The 20,374-nt window shown below is 74.2% G+C and carries 19 protein-coding genes; 7 read left to right on the plus strand and 12 right to left on the minus strand.

Going from position 1 to position 20,374, the window contains the following annotated elements:
- The first annotated feature begins 29 nt into the window (after window positions 1-29).
- The 3 genes from HG542_RS02140 (at window position 30) to HG542_RS02150 (ending at window position 3,281) form a co-directional block, all read left to right on the plus strand.
- Window positions 30-995 carry an SDR family NAD(P)-dependent oxidoreductase gene (locus tag HG542_RS02140; protein ID WP_171078257.1) on the plus strand — a complete coding sequence of 322 codons (966 nt, stop codon included), beginning with the start codon at window positions 30-32 and terminating at the stop codon, window positions 993-995.
- Window positions 992-1,657: a UdgX family uracil-DNA binding protein gene (locus tag HG542_RS02145; protein ID WP_171078258.1), complete on the plus strand. Its 666-nt coding sequence runs from the start codon at window positions 992-994 to the stop codon at window positions 1,655-1,657. The genes HG542_RS02140 and HG542_RS02145 overlap by 4 nt, the downstream gene beginning before the upstream one ends.
- 307 nt (window positions 1,658-1,964) lie before the next feature.
- A complete protein-coding gene (locus HG542_RS02150) occupies window positions 1,965-3,281 on the plus strand; it encodes an MFS transporter (RefSeq protein WP_171078438.1) in 1,317 nt (438 codons plus the stop codon).
- 56 nt (window positions 3,282-3,337) lie between these two features.
- Here HG542_RS02150 and HG542_RS02155 read toward each other — a convergent pair whose 3' ends face one another.
- Window positions 3,338-3,556: a DUF6480 family protein gene (locus HG542_RS02155; RefSeq protein ID WP_171078259.1), complete on the minus strand. Its 219-nt coding sequence runs from the start codon at window positions 3,554-3,556 to the stop codon at window positions 3,338-3,340.
- Between the two features lie 220 nt (window positions 3,557-3,776).
- On the opposite strand from HG542_RS02155, the gene ctaD reads away from it, so the two are divergent.
- Together ctaD and ctaF are read left to right on the plus strand one after the other, a co-directional pair.
- The gene (gene ctaD / locus HG542_RS02160) at window positions 3,777-5,489 is read left to right on the plus strand and encodes an aa3-type cytochrome oxidase subunit I (protein ID WP_171078439.1); all 1,713 of its coding nucleotides are present in this window, start codon (window positions 3,777-3,779) and stop codon (window positions 5,487-5,489) included.
- Window positions 5,486-5,878 carry an aa3-type cytochrome oxidase subunit IV gene (gene ctaF / locus HG542_RS02165; protein WP_171078260.1) on the plus strand — a complete coding sequence of 131 codons (393 nt, stop codon included), beginning with the start codon at window positions 5,486-5,488 and terminating at the stop codon, window positions 5,876-5,878. The genes ctaD and ctaF overlap by 4 nt, the downstream gene beginning before the upstream one ends.
- 35 nt (window positions 5,879-5,913) lie before the next feature.
- Here ctaF and qcrB read toward each other — a convergent pair whose 3' ends face one another.
- Window positions 5,914-7,548: a cytochrome bc1 complex cytochrome b subunit gene (gene qcrB / locus HG542_RS02170; RefSeq protein ID WP_171078440.1), complete on the minus strand. Its 1,635-nt coding sequence runs from the start codon at window positions 7,546-7,548 to the stop codon at window positions 5,914-5,916.
- Between the two features lie 206 nt (window positions 7,549-7,754).
- On the opposite strand from qcrB, the gene HG542_RS02175 reads away from it, so the two are divergent.
- Complete coding sequence (locus HG542_RS02175; RefSeq protein ID WP_227722855.1) at window positions 7,755-8,336, plus strand: hemerythrin domain-containing protein; 582 nt, start codon at window positions 7,755-7,757, stop codon at window positions 8,334-8,336.
- Here the strand turns inward: HG542_RS02175 and HG542_RS02180 are convergent.
- The 10 genes from HG542_RS02180 to HG542_RS02225 are packed head-to-tail and all read right to left on the minus strand — an operon-like array spanning window position 8,302 to window position 18,777.
- Window positions 8,302-9,243, minus strand: coding sequence for a glycosyltransferase family 9 protein (locus HG542_RS02180; protein WP_227723006.1), 942 nt, complete (start codon window positions 9,241-9,243; stop codon window positions 8,302-8,304). The genes HG542_RS02175 and HG542_RS02180 overlap by 35 nt on opposite strands.
- A gap of 8 nt (window positions 9,244-9,251) precedes the next feature.
- A complete protein-coding gene (gene rfaE2, locus HG542_RS02185; RefSeq protein ID WP_171078263.1) occupies window positions 9,252-10,658 on the minus strand; it encodes a D-glycero-beta-D-manno-heptose 1-phosphate adenylyltransferase in 1,407 nt (468 codons plus the stop codon).
- Between the two features lie 16 nt (window positions 10,659-10,674).
- The gene (locus tag HG542_RS02190; RefSeq protein ID WP_171078264.1) at window positions 10,675-11,271 is read right to left on the minus strand and encodes a D-sedoheptulose-7-phosphate isomerase; all 597 of its coding nucleotides are present in this window, start codon (window positions 11,269-11,271) and stop codon (window positions 10,675-10,677) included.
- On the minus strand, window positions 11,268-12,488 hold the full coding sequence (locus tag HG542_RS02195; RefSeq protein WP_171078265.1) for a glycosyltransferase: 1,221 nt from the start codon (window positions 12,486-12,488) through the stop codon (window positions 11,268-11,270). Before HG542_RS02195 ends, HG542_RS02190 begins: the two co-directional genes overlap by 4 nt.
- Window positions 12,485-13,447, minus strand: a complete 963-nt coding sequence (locus tag HG542_RS02200; protein ID WP_171078266.1) for a glycosyltransferase — start codon at window positions 13,445-13,447, stop codon at window positions 12,485-12,487. The genes HG542_RS02195 and HG542_RS02200 overlap by 4 nt, the downstream gene beginning before the upstream one ends.
- The gene (locus HG542_RS02205; RefSeq protein WP_171078267.1) at window positions 13,444-14,481 is read right to left on the minus strand and encodes a glycosyltransferase family 9 protein; all 1,038 of its coding nucleotides are present in this window, start codon (window positions 14,479-14,481) and stop codon (window positions 13,444-13,446) included. Before HG542_RS02205 ends, HG542_RS02200 begins: the two co-directional genes overlap by 4 nt.
- Complete coding sequence (locus HG542_RS02210) at window positions 14,478-15,107, minus strand: D-glycero-alpha-D-manno-heptose-1,7-bisphosphate 7-phosphatase (RefSeq protein WP_171078268.1); 630 nt, start codon at window positions 15,105-15,107, stop codon at window positions 14,478-14,480. Before HG542_RS02210 ends, HG542_RS02205 begins: the two co-directional genes overlap by 4 nt.
- Window positions 15,104-16,117 carry a glycosyltransferase family 2 protein gene (locus HG542_RS02215; protein ID WP_171078269.1) on the minus strand — a complete coding sequence of 338 codons (1,014 nt, stop codon included), beginning with the start codon at window positions 16,115-16,117 and terminating at the stop codon, window positions 15,104-15,106. Before HG542_RS02215 ends, HG542_RS02210 begins: the two co-directional genes overlap by 4 nt.
- Window positions 16,114-17,769 (minus strand): carbamoyltransferase family protein, encoded by a 1,656-nt coding sequence (locus tag HG542_RS02220; protein WP_171078270.1) that lies wholly within the window; start codon window positions 17,767-17,769, stop codon window positions 16,114-16,116. The genes HG542_RS02215 and HG542_RS02220 overlap by 4 nt, the downstream gene beginning before the upstream one ends.
- Window positions 17,770-17,817: 48 nt before the next feature.
- Window positions 17,818-18,777, minus strand: coding sequence for a UDP-glucuronic acid decarboxylase family protein (locus HG542_RS02225; RefSeq protein ID WP_171078271.1), 960 nt, complete (start codon window positions 18,775-18,777; stop codon window positions 17,818-17,820).
- 256 nt (window positions 18,778-19,033) lie between these two features.
- On the opposite strand from HG542_RS02225, the gene HG542_RS02230 reads away from it, so the two are divergent.
- Window positions 19,034-20,368, plus strand: coding sequence for a UDP-glucose dehydrogenase family protein (locus tag HG542_RS02230; RefSeq protein WP_171078272.1), 1,335 nt, complete (start codon window positions 19,034-19,036; stop codon window positions 20,366-20,368).
- Window positions 20,369-20,374: the final 6 nt, after the last annotated feature.

Consider the following 20,374-nt stretch of genomic DNA (forward strand, 5'->3'; position numbering starts at 1 on the left):
CACTGGGCGGGACGAGGAGGTGGACTCCGATGGCGCGTGCGCCGCACGACCGCCTGGAGGGCAAGGTCGCCCTGGTGACCGGGTCCTCCCGCGGTCTCGGACTGCTCATCGCCCGGGAGTTGGCCCGCCGCGGCTGCCGCGTACTGCTCTGCGCCCGCGACGGCACCGGACTCGAACGGGCCGAACGCATGCTGCGCGCGGAAGGCGGCCGCGTGTGCGCCATGGCCTGCGACGTGACGGACCCGGAGGCGGCGGAGCGGCTCGTCGGGACGGCCACCGCCACGTTCGGCGGGCTGGACATTCTCGTGAACAACGCGGGCGTCATCCAGGTCGGTCCGTTCACCGCCATGACGGAGGCGGACTTCCGCGAGGCCATGGAGACCATGTACTTCGCCCCGCTGCGGCTCGTCCGCACGGCCCTGCCCGCCCTGCGCGAGCGCGGCGGAGCCAGGATCGTCACCATCGCCTCGCTCGGCGGCAGGGTGCCCGCACCGCATCTTCTGCCCTACGCCGGAGCGAAGTTCGCGCTCACCGGCCTCTCCGAGGGGCTGCGCGCGGAACTCGCGGCCGAGGGCATCAGCGTCACCACCGTGCTGCCCGGCCTCATGCGCACCGGCTCCCACACCGCGGCCCTGTTCCACGGCCGGCCGGACCGTGAGTACGCCTGGTTCGCCACGGCGGCCGGGATGCCCCTGCTGTCGATGGACGCGCAGCGCGCGGCACGGGCCGTCGACCGGGCCGCGGAACGCCGCCGGCCCGAACTGGTGCTGACCCCCGTCGCGAAGGCGGCCGTCCGCCTCCACGGCGTGCTGCCGGCCACCACGGCCAGGGTCCTCGCCCTCGGCGCCCGGCTGCTGCCGGGCCCCGGCGCCGTGCCCGACCGCGGTGTGCCCGGGCGGGAGGCCGCCCGGCGGCTGGGCAGCGCCGCCGTCGGCCGCCTCACCGTGCTCAACGACCGTGCCGCGCAACGCCTCAACCAGCGTGTGGGCCCGTGACCGCCGCCGAGGACCGCTACGACGCCACCCCCTACCTCCCCGGGCGCGGCGGACTGGCCGCGCTGCGGGAGGCGGCGGCCGGCTGCCACGGCTGCCCGCTGCACCGCGCGGCCACCCAGACCGTCTTCGGCGCGGGCGGGACCTCGGCCCGCCTCCTGCTCGTCGGGGAACAGCCCGGCGACCAGGAGGACCGCAAGGGCCACCCCTTCGTCGGCCCGGCCGGCGGCGTGCTGAACCGGGCTCTGGAGGAGGCCGGTATCGACCCCGACGACACGTACGTCACCAATGCCGTCAAGCACTTCAAGTTCACGCAGTCCGGCCCTGGCAAGCGCCGGATCCACAAGGCCCCGGACCTGCGCGAGATGCGTGCCTGCCGCCCCTGGCTGGCGGCCGAGCTGCGGCTGGTCGACCCCGACGTCGTGGTCGCGCTCGGCGCGACCGCGGGCAAGGCACTGCTCGGTCCCTCGTTCCGGGTGACGCGGGACCGCGGAGTCGCCCTGCCGCTGCCGCCCCTGGACGGGCACGGGGACGAGGAGGGCGAGGGCGTCGTGGTCGCCACCCTCCACCCCTCGGCGGTGCTGCGCGCCGACGACGAAGAGCAGGCCCGGGCGTACGCGGGCCTGGTCGCGGACCTGCGCGTCGCGGGGCGGCTGCTGGGCTGACCGGCGCCCGCCGTGACCTCCGGCACCCACCCTGTGAGCAGGCACGTCACACCGGGTGAGCCACCCCACAGCCGACGCGCTTCCCCCGGCGGGGAAGCGCTTGTGACGATATCGGGGACGCCTGAGTGCTGCCGCGCCCCGGTGTCCACCCGGCCCACGCCCCCAGGGACCGTTTCCCTGCGGGCGTCTCGCTGCCCGGACCAGGGGCGCGAACGTGCCGGCCCGCCGCCCCCGACCCCGGACCGGATCCTTGCGCCTCACCTTCCGCCAGCCCGCCAGTCCCCGTGTGCCCGCCGGCGCCACAGCGCTGCGGCCCGTCCGCGCGCTCCTCGGCCGCCGTGACACGGCCGGCGACCGGTCGCCGTGGCGCTGCCTGCGCAGCCCCGGCATGCGCTGGTGGTCCGCCGCGAACCTGGTGTCGAACCTGGGCACCTGGATGCAGCTGACCGTGCAGAACCTGCTGGTCCTCCAGCTCACCGGCTCGGCGGCCGCCACCGGCCTGTCGCTCTCCGTGCAGGCCGCGCCCGGCCTGCTCTTCGGGCTCCTCGGCGGCGCCGTGGTCGACCGCTGGCCCCGGAAGGCGACCGCCGCGGTGAGCCAGGCCCTGCTGGCGCTCGTCGCGTTCACCACGGCCGCGCTGATCGGCCTCGGCATGCTCACCGTCCCCGTCCTGATGGCCCTGGCGGCCGTCACCGGCCTGATCGCCACGGTGGACGGGCCGGCGACCTCGCTGCTGGGCAACGACCTCGTCCCCGAGAAGGACGTGCCCTCCGCGATCGCCCTGGGATCGGTCGTGCACAGCGTCGGCCGGCTCGCGGGAACCGCCTTCGCGGCCGTGGGCATCGCCGCGATCGGCACCGCCGGCGCCTACGCGGTCAACGGCCTGTCGTTCCTCTTCGTGACCGCCGTCATCCCCTTCCTGCGCCTGCACCCGGACGCCGCCACGGCGGAGGCCCCGGCGGTGCCGCAGGAGCGGGAGGCCCGTGGCCGCGGCGGTCTGGCCTTCTTCTTCGGCCGGCGCGCCCTGCTGGCGCTGGCGGTGATCGGAGCGGTCAGCGCGGTCCTGGGCCGCAACTACCAGCTCACCCTCGCCACGCTCGTCACGGGCCCGCTGCACGGCGGTGCCGGGGCGTACGGAATGGTCTCGACCCTGCTGGCGGTGGGCGGCATCGTCGGTGCCGTCGTGGCGGGCCGCCTGCGGCGCCCCACCGTCCGGCTGGTGGCGCTGCTCGCGGCCGCGGGCGCGCTGCTGCAGATCGTCGCCGGCCTCAGCCCGGTGCTCGCGGTGCTGCTGCTGATGGTGGTGCCGATGGCCATTGCCGAATCGGTGGTCGACACCGCGACGGCGACCGTGCTGCAGACCGACCCGCCCGCGCATCTGCGGGGCCGGGTGCTGGGCGTGTGGCGCAGCCTGAGCACGTCGTGGGGTCTTGCGGGGCCGCCGCTGCTGGGCCTGCTGGTGCAGGGCATCGGCGAGCGCGGCGCACTCGTGGCCGGCGGTGTCGTGATCGTCGCCGTGATCGGCGCGGGCGTCCTGGCCCGGCGCCGCATGCCGGCCGCCCGTGCCACTGCCGTGCCCGCAACCGTGCCTGCGGCCGAACCGGCCTTCCAGCCCGCGGCCTGAGCCTGCCCGGACCGGCCTTCGCGACCGGCCTTCGGGACCGGCCTTCGGGGCCGCCGTCACACGATGGCGGCCCAGATGATGACGGTGACGGCGAAGAAGAGCACCAGGACGCCGATGACGATGACCGGCCCCTTGCCCCAGCCGCGCGACATGTCGTCGCGCGGTCCCGTGCCGCCGGTGCTGTCCTCGCCGGGCGGGGTCTCACCGGGCGGCACTCCGCCGCCGGGTTCCAGGCCGGGTGTGCGCTCGGGGTCGGGATCGTGCATCGAAGCCATGGCAGTGGCACCGCTTTCTCCGGTCGCGGGCTCGGCGCCCTGATTCTCGGACGGCCCTACGTCTCCAGGGTGCCCCGCCGGGCGAACCGGTGCAGCGCGCGGTACTCCGTTTACCCGGCGCGACGTTTGTGGACCGGGCGTGACGGCTACACAGATGTGCTGTCCGCAGCAGCGCGATGCCGAGGCGGCCGTCACCGCCACCGAGCGCTCCGGAGGGGCCATGGCGCAACTGCAGCACGATCGCGGCCTGGAGGAGGACCCCTCCCGCAATCCGCGCGTCCGCCAGGGCAGCAGGATCAGGAACTACCTCACCACGACCGATCACAAGACGATCGGCAACATGTACCTGGCCACCTCCTTCGGGTTCTTCCTGCTCGGGGGGCTTCTGGCGATGCTGATGCGGGCCGAGCTGGCCCGGCCCGGCCTGCAGTTCCTCAGCACGACCCAGTACAACCAGCTGTTCACCATCCACGGCACGATCATGATGCTGCTCTTCGCGACCCCGACGTTCACCGGGTTCGCCAACGCGATCATGCCGCTGCAGATCGGCGCCCCCGATGTCGCTTTTCCCCGCCTCAACGCCCTGACCTACTGGCTGTTCCTCTTCGGCGGGCTGACGGTCGTCTCCGGGCTCGTCGTCCCCGGCGGCGCGGCCGCCTTCGGATGGTTCGCCTACGCCCCGCTGAACAGCGCCGTCTTCTCGCCCGGCGCGGGCGGCGACCTGTGGGCCATGGGCCTGGTACTGGCGGGACTGAGCACCACGCTGGGCTCGGTCAATTTCATCGCCACGATCCTGTGTCTGCGGGCCCCCGGCATGACCATGTTCCGGATGCCCATGTTCACGTGGAACGTCCTGTTCACCGCGATCCTGGTGCTGCCCGCCTTTCCCGTCCTGACGGCCGCGCTGCTGGCCCTGGAGGCGGACCGCAAATTCGGTGCGCACGTGTTCGACGCGGCCAACGGGGGAGCACTTCTCTGGCAGCACCTGTTCTGGTTCTTCGGGCATCCCGAGGTCTACATCGTCGCCCTGCCGTTCTTCGGCGTGGTGACCGAGATCGTGCCCGTCTTCAGCCGCAAACCGGTCTTCGGCTATGCGGGAATGGTGGGCGCCACCATCGCCATCACCATGCTCTCCGCCACGGTCTGGGCCCACCACATGTTCGCCACCGGGGCGGTGCTGCTGCCCTTCTTCTCGATGATGTCCTTCCTCATCGCCGTCCCGACCGGGGTGAAGTTCTTCAACTGGATCGGCACCATGTGGCGGGGCAGCCTCTCGTTCGAGACACCCATGCTGTGGGCGGTCGGCTTCATGGTCACCTTCCTGCTGGGCGGGCTCAGCGGGGTCGTCATCGCCTCGCCGCCGCTGGACTTCCACGTCACCGACAGCTACTTCATCGTCGCCCACCTGCACTACGTGCTCTTCGGGACCATCGTCTTCGCCATGTTCGGCGGCTTCTACTTCTGGTGGCCGAAGCTCACCGGCAAAATGCTCGACGAGCGCATCGGCAAAATCCACTTCTGGACCCTCTTCACCGGATTCCAGACGACCTTTCTCGTCCAGCACTGGCTCGGCTCGATGGGCATGCCCCGGCGCTACGCCGACTACCTGGAGGCCGACGGCTTCACCCTGCTGAACACGGTCTCCTCCGTCGGGGCCTTCCTGCTCGGCCTGTCCACCCTGCCGTTCCTCCACAACGTCCTGATCACCACGCGCTTCGGCAAGAAGGTCGCAACCGACGACCCCTGGGGGTTCGGGCGCTCCCTGGAGTGGGCCACCAGCTGTCCGCCGCCGCGTCACAACTTCGACGCCATTCCGCGGATCCGCTCCGACTCGCCCGCCTTCGACCTCCACCACCCCGAAGTGCTCGCCCTGCCGCTCACCAGCGGCACGGTGGAGCCGAGCCCCGACACCCTCGGAGAACAGAACCCGTGAAGACCGAGGCCTTTCTCTTCTCCGGCGTCGCGGCCTTCTTCCTCGTCACCGATGTCGCCTACATCTGGTGGTCCGGAAAAGAACCGGCCGGCGGCGCGGCGCTCACCGTGTCGTTCCTCATGGCCTCGGTCATCGCCTTCTTCTGCGCCATGAACCACCGCCGGAAGGGCCGCAGACCCGAGGACCGCCCCGATTCGGAGATCCACGAGCGGGCCGGGGTCGTGGACTTCTTCCCGCCGCAGAGCGGTTACCCGCCTCTGACGGCGCTGGGGGCGACCCTGCTGATGCTCGGCATCGTCTTCGGGCTGTGGCTGTTCATCGCCGGTGCCGGCATCACGATGGCGGGAATCATCGGCATGGCCTTGCAGTTCGTGGACGCCGGCGACTGAGGGGCGCCCCTGACGGGGCGCTGTGGCACAGCCCGCTACTCCTCCTCCGCCCGCGGCAGCGGACCCAGCGTCCGGCCCGAGACCTGCAGGCGCTGCTCGGCCGTGGCCGGCATCTCCACCCGGTCCCGGTAGAACCAGGTGCTCAGCGCCGCCCGCAGCCGGTACCGGCGCGGCGCCCCCGCCGCCGGCCGCTCCAGGGGCGCGGGGATGTCGCGCACCAGCATCCGGTAGCGGTGAGCCGCGTCGAGCGGCTCGTTGCCCTCGCCGAACCCGCCCTCCGGGGACTGGCGGACCGTCCCCGTCTCCTTCCCCTCCTCCAGCAGCCGACGGTCGTGCGCCTGCAGCGCGAGGCACACGCGCTTGGCGACCAGGAAGGTGATCACCGGCCCGGCGATCACCGCGACCCGGTAGATCCAGGTCAGCGCATCGACCGAGATCCGGAAGCTCCATGCCGCCACGTCGTTGCCGCCCGCCGCCAGCAGCACCGCGTAGAACACGACTCCGGCCACCCCCAGACCGGTGCGGACGGGCCGGTTCCTGGGCCGGTCGCACAGATGGTGCTCGAAGAGGTCGGCGCTGACCCACCGTTCGAAGAAGGGGTAGAGGTAGAGCACGAGGAAGAGCAGGCCGGGCAGCACCACCGCGGGCAGGAAGACGTTCCACATGAGGGTGTGCCCGCCCACGGCGTTCTCCCACGGGGGCATGAGCCGCAGGGCGCCTTCGAGGAATCCCACGTACCAGTCCGGCTGGGCATTCGTCGACACCTGGTCGGCGCGGTAAGGGCCGAAATTCCACACCGGGTTGATCTGGGCGATACCGCTCAGCACCGCGATCAGCCCGAAGACCATCAGGTTCAGGCCCGCCGACTTCGCCGTGAACTGGGGGAACATCGGCTGCCCGACCGCATTCCGGTTCGTCCGCCCCCGCTCCGGCCATTGCGTGTGCTTCAGATACACGACCAGCACCAGGTGCGCTGCGATCAGCGCGATCAACAGCCCCGGCGCGAACAGCACATGGGCGATGTACAGGCGGCGGATCACCGCATGTCCCGGGAACGCCCCGCCCCACACGAAGAAGTTCAGATACGTGCCGACGACCGGAATCGACATCACGATCGTGCTGGCCGTGCGCAGCCCCGTCCCGGACAGCAGATCGTCCGGGAGCGAGTAGCCGCAGAAACCCTCGAACAGCGCGAGCATGAACAGCGTGACGCCGATGACCCAGTTGAGCTCACGCGGCCGGCGAAAGGCCCCGGTGAAGAAGATGCGCAGCATGTGCACGGCCGCCGCGGCGACGAAGACCAGGGCGGCCCAGTGGTGCATCTGCCGGATCAGCAGCCCGCCGCGCACGTCGAACGAGATGTGCAGCGTGGAGGCGTAGGCGCCGGTGACGAGCAGGCCGCGCAGAGGTGCGTACGGGCCCTGGTACGGGCTCTCGGCCATGCTGGGGTCGAAGAACAGGGTCAGGTAGCTGCCGGTGAGGACGAGCACCATGAAGCTGTAGAGCGCGATCTCGCCGAGCAGGAAGGACCAGTGGTCGGGAAAGGCCTTCCTGAACAGCATCCCGAACGCCTCGGACACCGGGGCCCGGCGGTCGGCACCGACGTATCCGCTGAATGCGGCCTGCCGCGCCCGGGCCTCGAGCATCTGCCTCCGTCGCCGCAGCAGCATGCGCATGTGCCCTTCACGCTTCCTCTCGTGCCGATCGCACCGACAGGTAGATGACGGCACGGCCCCGCTCCGGCACCGGATACCACCGGCACGACGGGCCGGACGTTCCCCCCAAGGGGTGCTGCCGATCGGACCAGCGGCGGTACGGCCGCACGCGGCACGGGGAAGGGGAGGCACACACGGCACACACCCTGCGGAGGAGCCCAGTGCCAGACGACACGCAGGACTCCGGCATCATCGGCGAACTCACCGCCGACCACCGGGCGGTGCAGCAGCTCTTCGACCGCATCCGTGCCGCCGCTCCCGGCAGCGCGGAACGCAAGGATCTGGCCGACCGGGTGACCATCGACCTCGTACGCCACGGAGCCGTCGAGAAGGAGCACCTGTACCCGGCCGTCCGCCGGTACCTGCCCCGCGGCACCGCCTGGGCCGACCGGGGACTCGCGAACCACGCCGGGATCGAGCGCGTCCTGAAGGAGCTGGATCAACGGCGGCCGGACGATGGGGAGTTCGACGGGCTGCTCGTCGAGCTCGTCACCCTGGTGACTTCGCACGCCGTGGAGGAGGAACAGCGGCTCTTCCCCCTGCTGCAGGCCGTCTGCCCGGCCGCGGAACTGCGGGAGCTGGGGGAGAAGGTCCGCGCGGACCGGCCCACCGCACCCACCCGGCCCCGGCCGCCCGCCCCGCAGGCCGAGTCGGCGGGCCCGGCGGTGCTGCCCGGCACCGGACTTCTCGACCGGGTCCGGGACGTCCTCACGAGGCGGGGCAGACGCGCCGGCGGGCCATGACCCCCAGCGCGGCCCGCAGGACCTCCGCGGTTCCGATGCGCAGGAGCAGCGGGTCCGGCTGTCCGCCGTGCGGATCACCGGCGGGGCCCGGGTGCCAGAGGGCCGCGTGCAGCGGCGACGGCGGGGGCCCCCACAGGGCGGGCGGCACGGGACCGAAGAGCGTCACGCTGGGCGTCGCGCACGCGACGGCGAGGTGGGCCGGGCCGGTGTCACCGCTGATCACCGCCGTCGCGCCGGCGACGAGCGCGGACAGCGTGCCGAACGGCAGCCCGCCCGGGAAGGCATCGGCCCCGCCGACGGAGACGGCGGCCACCAGCTCCTCCTCGCCGGGGCCGCCGGTGACCGCCACCCGGTGCCCGCGCCGCAGCAGTTCGCGGACCACGGCGGCGTAGCGCTCGGCGGGCCAGCGCCGGGCGGCCGAGGCGGCACCGGGGTGCACCACGACGGCGCCCGGCGCCGGCGAGGCGCCGGGCGGGCGCGGCAGCGCCAGGTCACGGGCGTCGGCGGGGATGCCGTAGGCCCGCAGCAGCCGGCACCAGCGCTCCCGCTCGTGCTCGTGGCGGAACCACGGAGGACCGTCCACCTCGGGCGTCTCCGGATGGGCGAAGGCCAGCAGCCTGGCGGGGCCGAGCGCCAGCAGCAGCCGGTGGCTCGGCGGGCCGTTGCCGTGCAGGTCGACGGCGACGTCCGGCGGTGGACCCGTCCACGGCAGCGGGCCGGGAACGGCGCGCCCGGGGGCGGAGGCCGGGAGCAGGGTGTCCACGGCACCGGTCGCCGCCGCGGCCTCGGCGAGCTCCGGGGGTGCCGCGAGGATCAGCTCGTGGCCGGGATACGCGCGCCGCAGGGCCCGCAGCGCCGGCACCCCGGTGAGCAGATCACCCAGGCCCAGCGCCCGCAGCACCAGCATCCGGCGGGTCACGGCACCCGGCGGCCGGCCGCCGCCCGCGTCGCCAGCAGGGTGCTCGACCGCCCGTCCACGTACGGCAACAGCACGGCCTGCCCGCCCCATGCGGACAACTGCGCGGCCTCCGGCATCTGTTCCACCGAGTAGTCGCCGCCCTTCACCCAGACGTGCGGACGCAGCCGGTCCACCACCTGTTCCGGGGTGTCCTCGTCGAAGGCGACGACGGCATCCACGCACTGCAGGGCCCGCAGCACCCGGATGCGGTCGGGCAGCGGGTTGACGGGCCGGGACGGTCCCTTGCGGCGCCGTACCGACGTGTCCGAGTTGAGGCAGACGATCAGGCAGTCGCCGATGCCCCGGGCCTGCTGGAGCATGCTGACGTGCCCGGCGTGCAGCAGGTCGAAGCAGCCTCCCGCCGCGACGACCGTGCCCCCGGCCGCCCGGACGCGCCGGGCCAGCTCGATGCCGTCGTGGTCCGTGGCGGTTCCGTCCGCCCCGGGCCCGCGGTCCTCGTCCGGGAGCGGGCTGCGGACGGCGGTGGAGGCCCCGCCCTCGGCCACGTACCGGCCCGCCGCCGCCACCGCGCCCTGCACGGCCTCCGCGGGCAGGGCACCGTCGCCCAGCAGTCCGGCGGCCGTGGCCGCGAAACAGTCCCCGGCCCCGCACGCGTCACCGCCGTACCGGGCGGCCGCCGGGACGAGGAGCGGGCTGTCCCCGTCGGACAGCAGCGCTCCCCGCGCGCCCAGGGTGACCGCAACCCCGGCCGCCTGCCAGCTCCGTACCAGTTCCGCCGCGATGCGGGCCGCCGTCTGCAGGTCGTCCCCGCCGGTGTTCCGGCCGATGAACCGGCGCGCCTCCTCGTCCGTGGGCGTCACCAGCCGCGTGCCCGGGACCGGCGGGCCGCCCCGCGGGTGCGGGTCCCACACCAGCGTGGTGCCCCGGGCGCGGGAGGCGAGCTCCCCGCGCAGAGCGTCGGCGGCGCCCCGCGCGTAGTCCGCGACGAGCACCGCCGCCGCCCCGGCCACGGCCCGGCGCGCCGCGTCGGCGGTGCCGGAGGCCCGGCCGGAGCCGCGGTCGAGCCGCACCACGGGTCTGCCGCCCGCCATGACCCGTGTCTTCTCGGGCAGTTCACCGTCGAGGGGGAGCGGCACCAGGGTCACGAGGGGTTCCAGGAGCGCCCGCACCTGCAGGCTCGCCGGGTCCGTGCCGAGTGCGGCGACGAGCGTGACGGGGCGTCCCCCGCGCGCGGCGAGATACGCGGCCAGCGCCGCGCCGCCCGGGCGGAGGTGCTCGGTGCAGCCGTCCAGGACGGGCACGGGGGCGTCCGGCGCGAGCCGCTCGGCCGTTCCCGTCAGATCCCGGTCGAGCAGTGCGTCCCCGACGACCACCAGGGGCGTCGTCCCGTGCGTGTCGTCCATGGCCGGCATCCCCTTCTCACAGGCCCAGCGCGCTGTCGAAGGCGCCGCACATCAAGTGCACGGCCACCAGGTGCAGTTCCTGGACGTTCGCGGTGGAGCCGGCCTCCACGCACAGGGTCTCGTCGCCGGCCTCGGCGAGCGGGTTGGGCGCGGGGCCGGTCAGGGCCCACACCCGGGCGGCGGACTCGTGCCCGGCCGTGGCGGCGGACAGCAGGTTGGGGCTGGCGCCGCTGGTGGACATGAGGATCAGCACGTCGCCCGGCCGGGCGTGCGCCCGGACCTGCCGCGCGAACAGCTCGTCCGCGCCGTAGTCGTTGACGATGGCGGTGCAGCTGGAGGTGTCGGTGTGCAGGGCGATCGCGGAGAACGGCGCCCGGTCCGTGCGGTAGCGGCCGACGAGTTCGGCGGTGAGGTGCTGGGCCTGGGCGGCGCTGCCGCCGTTGCCCGCCGCGAGCAGCCGGCCGCCCGCGGCCAGGGTCGCGGCCAGCCGCGCCCCCCACCGTTCGGCGGTGGCCGCCTGTTCGGCGCGGAAGTGTTCCAGGGCGGTGAGGAGGCGGCCGCAGTGGTCGCCGTGCGCCGTCGGGGCCGCGGGGCCGGTGCGGGTGGTCGTCATCGGGCACCTCCGGAGGGGACGGATACGGGGGCGGCGACCCAGTGGTAGACACTCTCCACGCCGTCCGCCACCCGGTCCCAGGTGAACCGGCGGAGCATGCGCGTCCGCCCGGCGTCGCCGAAGGCCGCCAGGCGTTCCGGGGCATCGAGCAGATCCCGTACGGCATCTGCGAGGAGATCGGGGCGGCCGGGCTCGACCAGCAGTCCCGTCTCGCCGTGGGCGACGGTGTCGCGGTGACCGCCGACGTCCGTGGCGACCACCGGCACGCCGCAGGCCATGGCTTCCAGCGGCACGATCCCGAACGGCTCGTAGACGGGGGTGCAGAGGACGATGTCGCTGCTGCGGATCAGTGCGGGCATGTCGTCGTGCGGCACGCTGCCCAGCAGCACCAGCCGGTCGGCGACGCCCAGATGCCGGGCGAGGCCCAGCAGCCGCATCGCCTCGGGGTCCTCCAGGACGCAGTCGCCGGGAGGCCCTCCTGCCACGAGCAGTTCGGCGTCGGGGATGCGGACCAGCGCGCGCAGGGCCAGGTCGACGCCCTTGCGTGCGACGAGCCTGCCGATCGTCAGCAGCCGGTACCGGGTCCGGCGGCCCGGGGTGAGGCAGATGCGGCCCCGCGCGGTGAAGTGGTCGGTGTCCACCCCGCACGGCACGACGGAGCACTGGTGGCCGGGGATGCCCATGGCCGTCAGTTCCCGGACCTCGTCCGAGCAGGTGGCCAGGACCCTGGCGCAGGACATGCCGATCCGCCGCTCGATGTCCGGGCGGCGGGGCGGACTGGTGTCGGCGTCGCCCTGGTGCCGCCGCTTGACGGTGCCCAGCGCGTGGTACGTCTGCACGACCGGCACCGTCAGGTGCGTGGTGGCCAGCAGCGCGGCGAGGCCGGACATCCAGAAGTGGGCGTGCGCCACCTCGGGCGGTTCCTGCTGCCAGCTGCGGGCGAGACAGGCCCCGAAGTAGGGCATGTGTTCGAGCAGTTCGTCCTTGGGCAGGGCCCGGGCGGGCCCGGCGCGGACGTGTTCGACCACCGCCCCGGACGGCATCGGCACCCTGTCCGGCAGCGCGTCGTCGTCCCGGCGGGTGTAGACGGTCACCTCGTGGCCCCGGCAGGCCAGCCGGTCCGCCAGGCGGGCGACGTACACGTTCTGCCCTCCCGCGTCCGCCCCGCCGAGCACGGCGAGCGGGCTCGCATGTTCCGACACCATGACGATCTTCATCGGGTGACTTCCTTGAGCAGCCGGTCCCAGTCGTCGAGGAACCGCGCCAGGCCGTACCGCGCCAGCGCCGCGGCCCGCGCCGCCCGGCCGGTCTCGCGGGCCGATTCGGGCTCGGCGATGAAGCCGCGGACGGCGTCGTGCAGCACGTCGAGCCGGTTGGAGACCACGCCCGCGCCCGCCGGGACGGCCTCGGCGACCTCCGTGGTCGCCAGGGCCACCACCGGCATGCCCAGATGCATGGCCTCGAGCAGCGACAGGCCCAGCGAGGTCCACCGCACCGGGTGCAGGTAGACCCGGCGCTCGGCCAGCGCGCGGTGCAGCCGGGACTGCGTCAGCTCCTGCCCGCGGCACCGTTCCTCCGCGAGGCCGAGGCGCTCGGCGAGGTGTTCGGTGCGCATGCCGAAGACGTCCAGCGGAGCCGCCCCGGAGAAGTAGCCGAGCAGGTCCGTGCCCGTCGTACGGCCGCGCCGCAGCGGCTCGTTGACCACGACGGCGGCCCGCTCCAGCCCGCCCGTCCACAGCGGTCCCGGGTCGACGATGCCGTGCTCGACGACGGCGGTGGGCGCCGGCCCGCAGTCCCACATCAGGCGGTTGAAGTGGGTGACGTGGACGATCGTCACCCCCGGCCGGTCGGCGGCCGGGTGCCGGGTGTCGGGCACCGGGCCGCCCGGCGCGTTGTGCTCCAGGTAGACCGTGGGCACGTCGGGACCGGGGCGCCGGCCCAGCCACTGCCGGGCCAGCTCGAACTCGTGCGGGCGCTGGAGGATCAGCAGGTCGACATCCGTCTCCCGCAGCCGCTCCGGGGGCAGTTCGACCACCGACTCGGGCCAGTCGAAGGTGGCGGCGCGGCCCAGCCCGTCGGGCCCGCGGTCCGGGGTGACCGGCACCAGGCAGGTGTGCGGACCCTGGACGAACGCCGTCGTCCACGAGCCGTGCACGTGCCACAGCAGGATCCTCATGGCGTCCACTCCGTCCACTTCGCGAGGCCCGGGGCGCGCCCGGTGAGTTTCTCCACGGCGGCGAGGACGTCCTCGGGCGAGACCGTCCCCAGGCAGGGGTGCCCGACGACGGGGCAGACGCGGGCGCGCGTGCCCGCGCAGGCGGCCCCGGCGTCCCCGAGCAGCACGTGCGGCACCCCGAACGGTGCCCATCGCTCGGCCGGCACCACGGGGGCGAAGAGCGACACCACGGGCGTGCCCACCGCGGCCGCCAGGTGGGCCGGCCCGGTGTTGCCGACGACGGCGGCGGCCGCGCGGGCGAGCACCCCTGCCAGCTCCGCCGAACCGGTGCGGCCGCCCAGGTCGAGGGCCGCCCCGTTGGCGACGGAGGCCGTCAGCCCGCGCTCGCCGGGCCCGCCGGTGACCACGGCCCGGTACCCGGCCCGCTGCAGCAGCCGCACGGTGGCGGCATACCGCTCCTGCCCCCACCGGCGGGCCGGCACCGCCGCGCCGGGATGCACCACGACGTAGCCGTCCTCGCCGGCCGGACAGCCCCCGGCGGGCGGCCGGCGCACGGCGAGCCGCCCGTCGTCGCCTTCCGGCAACGGGAACCCCGCGGCCTCCGCGAGGTCGAGCGCGGCCTCCACCTCGTGCCGGTGCGGCCTCCGTTGATGACGAACGTCCAGCAACGCACCCGGATAGTCCTCGCAGTCGGCGGCGAGCCGCGCCACACCGGCCAGCCGCAGCAGCAGGGCCAGCGGCAGCGGGCTCTGATGGAACGAGGTCAGGACGAGGGCCACGTCGGGCGGGTCCTGCGCCAGGCGCTCGACGAGCCGCGCCACGTCCGACGCCACGACCGGCGGCGGCTCGAAACCCACCCACGGCGCGTCCCACACGACCACGTCGTCCACACCGGGCAGCATCCGTGCCGCCGGGGCGCCGAGCGGCCCGCACAGCAGCGTCACGCGATCGGCCCGCGCGGCGACGGCCCGCACGGCCGGCCCGGCGAGCAGGACATCGCCGAAGCTGTCCAGCCGCGCCACCAGGGCTTTCACCGGGGACCACCGTCCCGGGTCCCCGGCTCCTCGTCGTGGACGGTGCACCCGGCGTCCGGCAGGTCGTCCGCCTCCCCCTGTCCGTCCCCCACCCCCCGCCCCCCGTCGAGAACGGTGCGCACCGCAGCCGGCAGATCATGTGCCGACCGGGGCGCCCGGTCCACCTCCTCGGTCCGGGTGATCGGTGTCGGGACCAGCACTCCCGCCGCCCCGGCCGCTGCCGCCGCCTCCATGTCGCTGCCGATGTCGCCGATCAGTACGCAGTCCGCGGGTGCCACGTCCAGCAGCCGGGCGGCCTCCAGGACCAGTCCGGGGGCCGGCTTGCGGCAGGCACAGCCCTCGGCCGGGTCGTGCGGGCAGACCGCCCATACGTCGAACGGGCCGAGGAGCTCCTCCACCCGGGCGTTCACGCTCCATACCTGAGCGGGCGTCAGCAGTCCCCGGCCGATTCCCGACTGGTTGGTGACCACGCCGGTGCGCACGCGCAGGCGGCGCAGCAGTGCGAGGGAGCGGCGGACGCCCGGCAGGGGCACGACCCGTGCGGGGTCGCCGTTGTACGGCACGTCCTCGACCAGTGTGCCGTCCCGGTCGAACAGCACGACGGCGGGCAGGGCGCGGCCGCTCATGACGCCGGGCCTCTCCGTGCGGATGCCGGCAGCGGCTGCCCCCCACGGTGGTGCCAGGCGCCGCGGAGCCGGTGCCAGACGGCCAGCGGCGGGATGGCGACGCTCGTGACCACCATGGCCGCGACCTCGCGGGGAGTACGGGGGCCGGCCGATATCCGGGTCCACGCGAACTCGGCGGTCCCCAGCGCCCAGCCGAGCCCCAGCGCCGCGCTCGGGCCCGGGCGCCGGGCCAGGGCGAGCACCGCCGCCGCGGCCCCGGCCGCGGTGACGGCCGCGTGCCGCCGCAGCCGCCCGCGTGGCGCTCCCGCCCGCTGCCACCAGTTCCGGCCGTGCAGCCGCACCATCAGGGCGTCGTCGGCGTTGCCCGCCTGCTGGCGCAGCGAGACCCACGGGTCGGAGGGCCGCACCGGGTGCCGGGTGACGCGTGCGCCCCGCTCCAGCACCCACCCCGCGGCCATGGCCCGCAGGGCCAGGTCGGCGTCCTCGCGGAAGGCCCGGGGGAACCGTTCGTCGAAGCCGCCCACGGCGGAGAGCACCGCCGTGCGGTAGGCCATGTCGGCCGTCGCCCACCAGGCACCGCCCAGGCCGGCGGTGTTGCGCTCCCAGTCGGTGGGCCGTCGGTCGGCGGGCAGGGGAACCTCCAGGAGGCCCTGCACTCCACCGACATTCGACGGGGCGCCGCCCAGGTCGGCTTCCAGCTTCGTCCGCCAGGCGGGCGTCACCCGCACGTCGTCGTCGAGGAAGACCACCCACGGCGCGGAGACCGCCCGCCAGCCCGTGTTGCGCGCCGCCGCCGGCCCCCGGCCGCCGCTGTGCAACAGGCGTGCCACGTCCTGCAGTTGGCCCAGCGCCGCCAGATCCAGTGGCGGACGCGTATCCGGGCGGTCGTCCACGACGACCACCTCGCGCGGTCCGGGGCCCACCGAATCGGCCAGCGCCGCGAGGCAGCGGGCGAGGCAGGGGCGTCCCACGGTGGGGATGACGACCGCGTATGCGGGGGAGGCGGTCATGTCGCCTCCAGTGCCGCCGCGAAGGCCCGGCCCCGCCGCACCGCGTACGGGCCGATCGCCAGCAGGTCCACCGGCGCCGAGCCGAAGCACTCCAGCGCGTCCCGGGGATCGTCGACCATGGGCCGGCCGGCCGTGTTGAGGCTGGTGTTGACGACGACGGGCAGTCCCGTGCGCTGCTCGAAGGCGGCCAGCATCCGCGCCACCAGCGGCTCCTGCGCCGGGTCGACCGTCTGGACCCGCGCGGTCCCGTCCACGTGGACCACCGCCGGGATCCGCTCCCGCCACGGCCGTGCCACGCGGTGCACGAAGAGCATGTACGGGCTGGGAAGGGGCCCTTCGAAGATGTCCGGCGCGCGGTCCGCCACGACCATCGGGGCCACCGGCCGGAACTCCTCCCGTCCCTTGACGTGGTTGAGTCGCTCCAGGTTCTCGGCCCGCCCCGGATGCGCCAGCAGGGAACGGTGCCCGAGTGCCCGGGGCCCGTACTCGCTGCGCCCCTGGAACCAGGCCACGATGCCGTCCCGGGCCAGCTCCTCGGCCACGGCCTCGGCGATGTCCGCGGGCCGCTCGTACGGCACGTGCGCCCGGTCCAGCCAGGCCCGCAGTTCGTCGTCCGACCACTCCCGCCCCAGGTCGGCGCCCTCCATCGGGTCGGGCAACCGGCCGCCGGACGCGGCGAGTTGAAGCGCACCCCCCAGCGCGGTGCCGGCGTCGCCGGATGCGGGCTGCACCCATATGCGGCGGAACGGCCCCTCGGCGGCGATGCGCGAGTTGGCCACGCAGTTGAGGGCCACCCCGCCGGCCATGGCGAGCGACTCGGCCCCCGTGCGCCCGTGCAGCCACCGCACCAGGTCGAGGAGGACCTCCTCCAGGCAGGCCTGCGTGCTGGCGGCCAGGTCCGCGTGGTCCTGCGTCCACCCCTCCTCCGGTCCGCGCGGCTCGGTGTACGCGGTCCACGGCACGGCATGCGCCACGAAGCCGCCGTCGCCCGTCGCCCGCACATGGGTGCGCAGCTCTTCCAGGAACCGCGGTTTGCCGTAGGCCGCCAGCGCCATCACCTTGTACTCGTCACTGCTGCGCAAGAAGCCCAGGTGCTCGGTCAGTTCCTCGTAGAGCAGCCCCAGCGAGGACGGGAGTTCCTGGGCGGCCAGCACCTCCAGGTCGCCGCCCCGGTATACCCCGGCGAGGTGCGAGGCGCATTCCCCGCGCCCGTCCAGCACCAGGACGGCACTGTCGCGGTACGGCCCCGCCAGGGCCGCGGAGGCCGCGTGGGCGACGTGGTGCGGGACGAACCGGACCTGCTCCGCGTCCAGCCCCGGCAGGGCCTCCGCCAGGAAGGAAGGGGCCTCCTCGGCATAGGTCTGGCGCAGTGCGTCCCAGGGGTCGTCCAGCCCGAGCGACAGGGCCGGCCGGGCCAGCGCCGGGTCGTAGGAGAAGGTCACCGCATCGAGGTCGGCCGGGCGCAGTCCGGCACGCTCCAGGCACCAGGCCGCGGAGCGGACCGGCTGTTCCCAGGCTGCGAAGGGGACGGGCCGCTTCCCGTGCTTGCGCCGCGAGAACCGCTCCTCCTCCGCGGCGGCGACGATCCGCCCGTCGACGACCAGGGCGGCGGCGGGGTCGTGGAAAAGGGCGTTGACTCCGAGGATGCGCATGGCGTGCTCCGTCGTTCGGTGAGGCGGCTGCTCCGACACCGCTGGGCGCTACGGCGTGAGGGACCGGGCGAACCACTCCACGGTCCGTTTGAGGCCTTCGGCGCAGTCCACCCGCGGTTGCCAGCCCAGCAGCCGGTGTGCCGTCGCGGTGTCGGGCCGGCGTTTGCCGGGGTCGTCCTCGGGGCGTTCCACGAAGGCGATGGTGGACGCCGAGCCGGTCAACCCGATGATGCGCTCGGCCAGTTCGAGCACGGTCGTCTCGTCGGAGCCGCCGATGTTGACGGGCCCCGGCCGGCCGCTGGCCGCGAGGGAGAGGATGCCGTCGACGGTGTCGTCGACATAGGTCAGGGAGCGCGTCTGGCTGCCGTCGCCGGCCACCGTCAGCGGATCCCCGGCGAGGGCCTGGCGGATGAACGTCGGTACGGCGCGTCCGTCGTCGGACCGCATCCTGGGCCCGTAGGTGTTGAAGATGCGGACGATCGACGTGTCGGTGCCGTAGGTGCGCCGGTAGGCGCTGACCAGCGCCTCGGCGTAGCGCTTCGACTCGTCGTAGACACTGCGCGGGCCCACGGGGTTGACGTTGCCCCAGTATCCCTCGCTCTGCGGGTGCTCCAGCGGGTCGCCGTACACCTCGGAGGTGGAGGCGAGCAGGAAACGGGCACGGTCGCGCCGGGCCAGTTCCAGGGCCGTGCGCGTACCGTTGCTGCCGGCCTCCAGCGTCTCGATGGGCAGCCGCAGGTAGTCGACGGGCGAGGCCGGGCAGGCCAGGTCCAGCACCAGGTCGACCCGGTCCGGGGCGGCTTCGATGCTGCCCGGGTCCGTGACGTCCGTCTCGACGAAGCAGAAGCGGCGATTCCCCGACAGATGCGCGATGTTGGCCCGCGATCCGGTCACCAGGTTGTCGACGCAGTGCACTTCCGAGCCGCCGGCGAGCAACCGTTCACAGACATGGGACCCGATGAAGCCGGCCCCTCCGGTCACCACCGCACGTTTCCAGCCTCCATACATGACGGCCCTCCTTGCGCAGCGGCCGACGGGGGGCTGCTCACGGGCTCGGGACGTGCGCCCGGTCTGCACAGCAGGACAGCTCCTTCACCTTCGCACAGGCCGGTGGACTACTCCACCCGAGACGAACGGCCCCGGAAGTCCCGTGCGCCACAAGGTCCCGATTGCCGCTCCCGGGAATGCGGGCGAGCCTGAAGAAGCGACTCCCGGCCGCCTCCGCAAGGGCGGGAGCGGGGGAGCAGGAAGAGGTGACGGCACCATGCGCGTATCCGTCATCGGCTGCGGCCACCTGGGCATCCCGCACGCCGTCGCGATGGCCGAGATCGGCCACGAGGTCGTCGGCGTGGACCTCGACCCGGCGATGACCGACCGCCTCAACTCGGGCCGGTGCCCGGTCCACGAGGACGGGCTCGCCGAACTGCTGGCCGCTCATCTCGCCGCCGGCCGGCTGCACTTCACCACCGGCATCGCCGAGGCCGCCGCCTTCGCCGACGTCCATTTCCTCGCCGTCGGCACCCCCATCGGCGCCGACGGCCGCAGTTACGACACCGGGCAGGTCGTCGCCGCCGTGCGCGCCCTGGCCCCGCACCTGCGGCGGCCCTGCGTCGTCATCGGCAAGTCGACCGTCACCGTCGGCACCACCGGACGCCTGGCCGCCCTCCTCGCCCGCCTGGCACCCGCGGGCGCCGGTGTCGAGGTCGTCTGGAACCCCGAGTTCCTGCGCGAGGGCCACGCCGTCGAGGACACCCTCCGGCCCGACCGGATCGTCGCCGGCGTCGCCTCGCGGCACGCGGAGGACGTCGTCCGCGAGCTCTACGCCCCCTTGGTGCGCAACCGGGTCCCGCTCCGCATCACCGACCCCGCGACGGCGGAACTCATCAAGGGCGCCGCCAACGCCTGTCTCGGCATGAAGATTTCGTTCATCAACGGCGTCGCCGACATGTGTGCCGCGGCCGGCGCCGATGTCCGGCAGCTCTCCGACGCCATCGGTCTCGACCCGCGCATCGGCCGCGGCGGCCTCGACGCCGGACCCGGCTACGGGGGCGGCTGCCTGCCCAAGGACCTCCGCGCCTTCGCCGCCTGCGCCGAAGCCCTCGACGCCCCGGACGCGGCCGCCCTGTTCCACGCCGTCGAGCAGGTCAACGACTCCCGCCCGGCCGCCGCCCTGCGGCTCGTCGAGGAGACCCTCGGGCACGGCGTCGCCGGGACCAAGATCACCGTGTGGGGCGCGTCCTTCAAGGCCGGCACCGACGACATCCGGGAATCCCCGGCCCTCGCCGTGGCCACCCTCCTGCACCGGCAGGGTGCCGACGTCACCGTCCACGATCCCCTCGCGGTGCCCACGGCGCAGGCCCACCATCCCCGTCTCGGCTACGAGCAGGACCTGGAGACCTCCGTCAAGGGCGCCGAGCTGGTCGTGCTGGCCACCGAGTGGCCCCACTTCCGCGACGCCGACCACGAGCACCTGGCCGGCATCGTCGCGCGGCCCGTCCTGGTCGACCTCCGCAACCTCCTCGACGCCGACACCTGGCGCGCGGCGGGCTGGACCGTCCGGCAGCTCGGCCGCCCGGCCCGCGGGCCGGCAACACCCTGACAGCCG

Source organism: Streptomyces morookaense, from assembly GCF_013030945.1.
Lineage (GTDB): Bacteria > Actinomycetota > Actinomycetes > Streptomycetales > Streptomycetaceae > Streptomyces > Streptomyces morookaensis.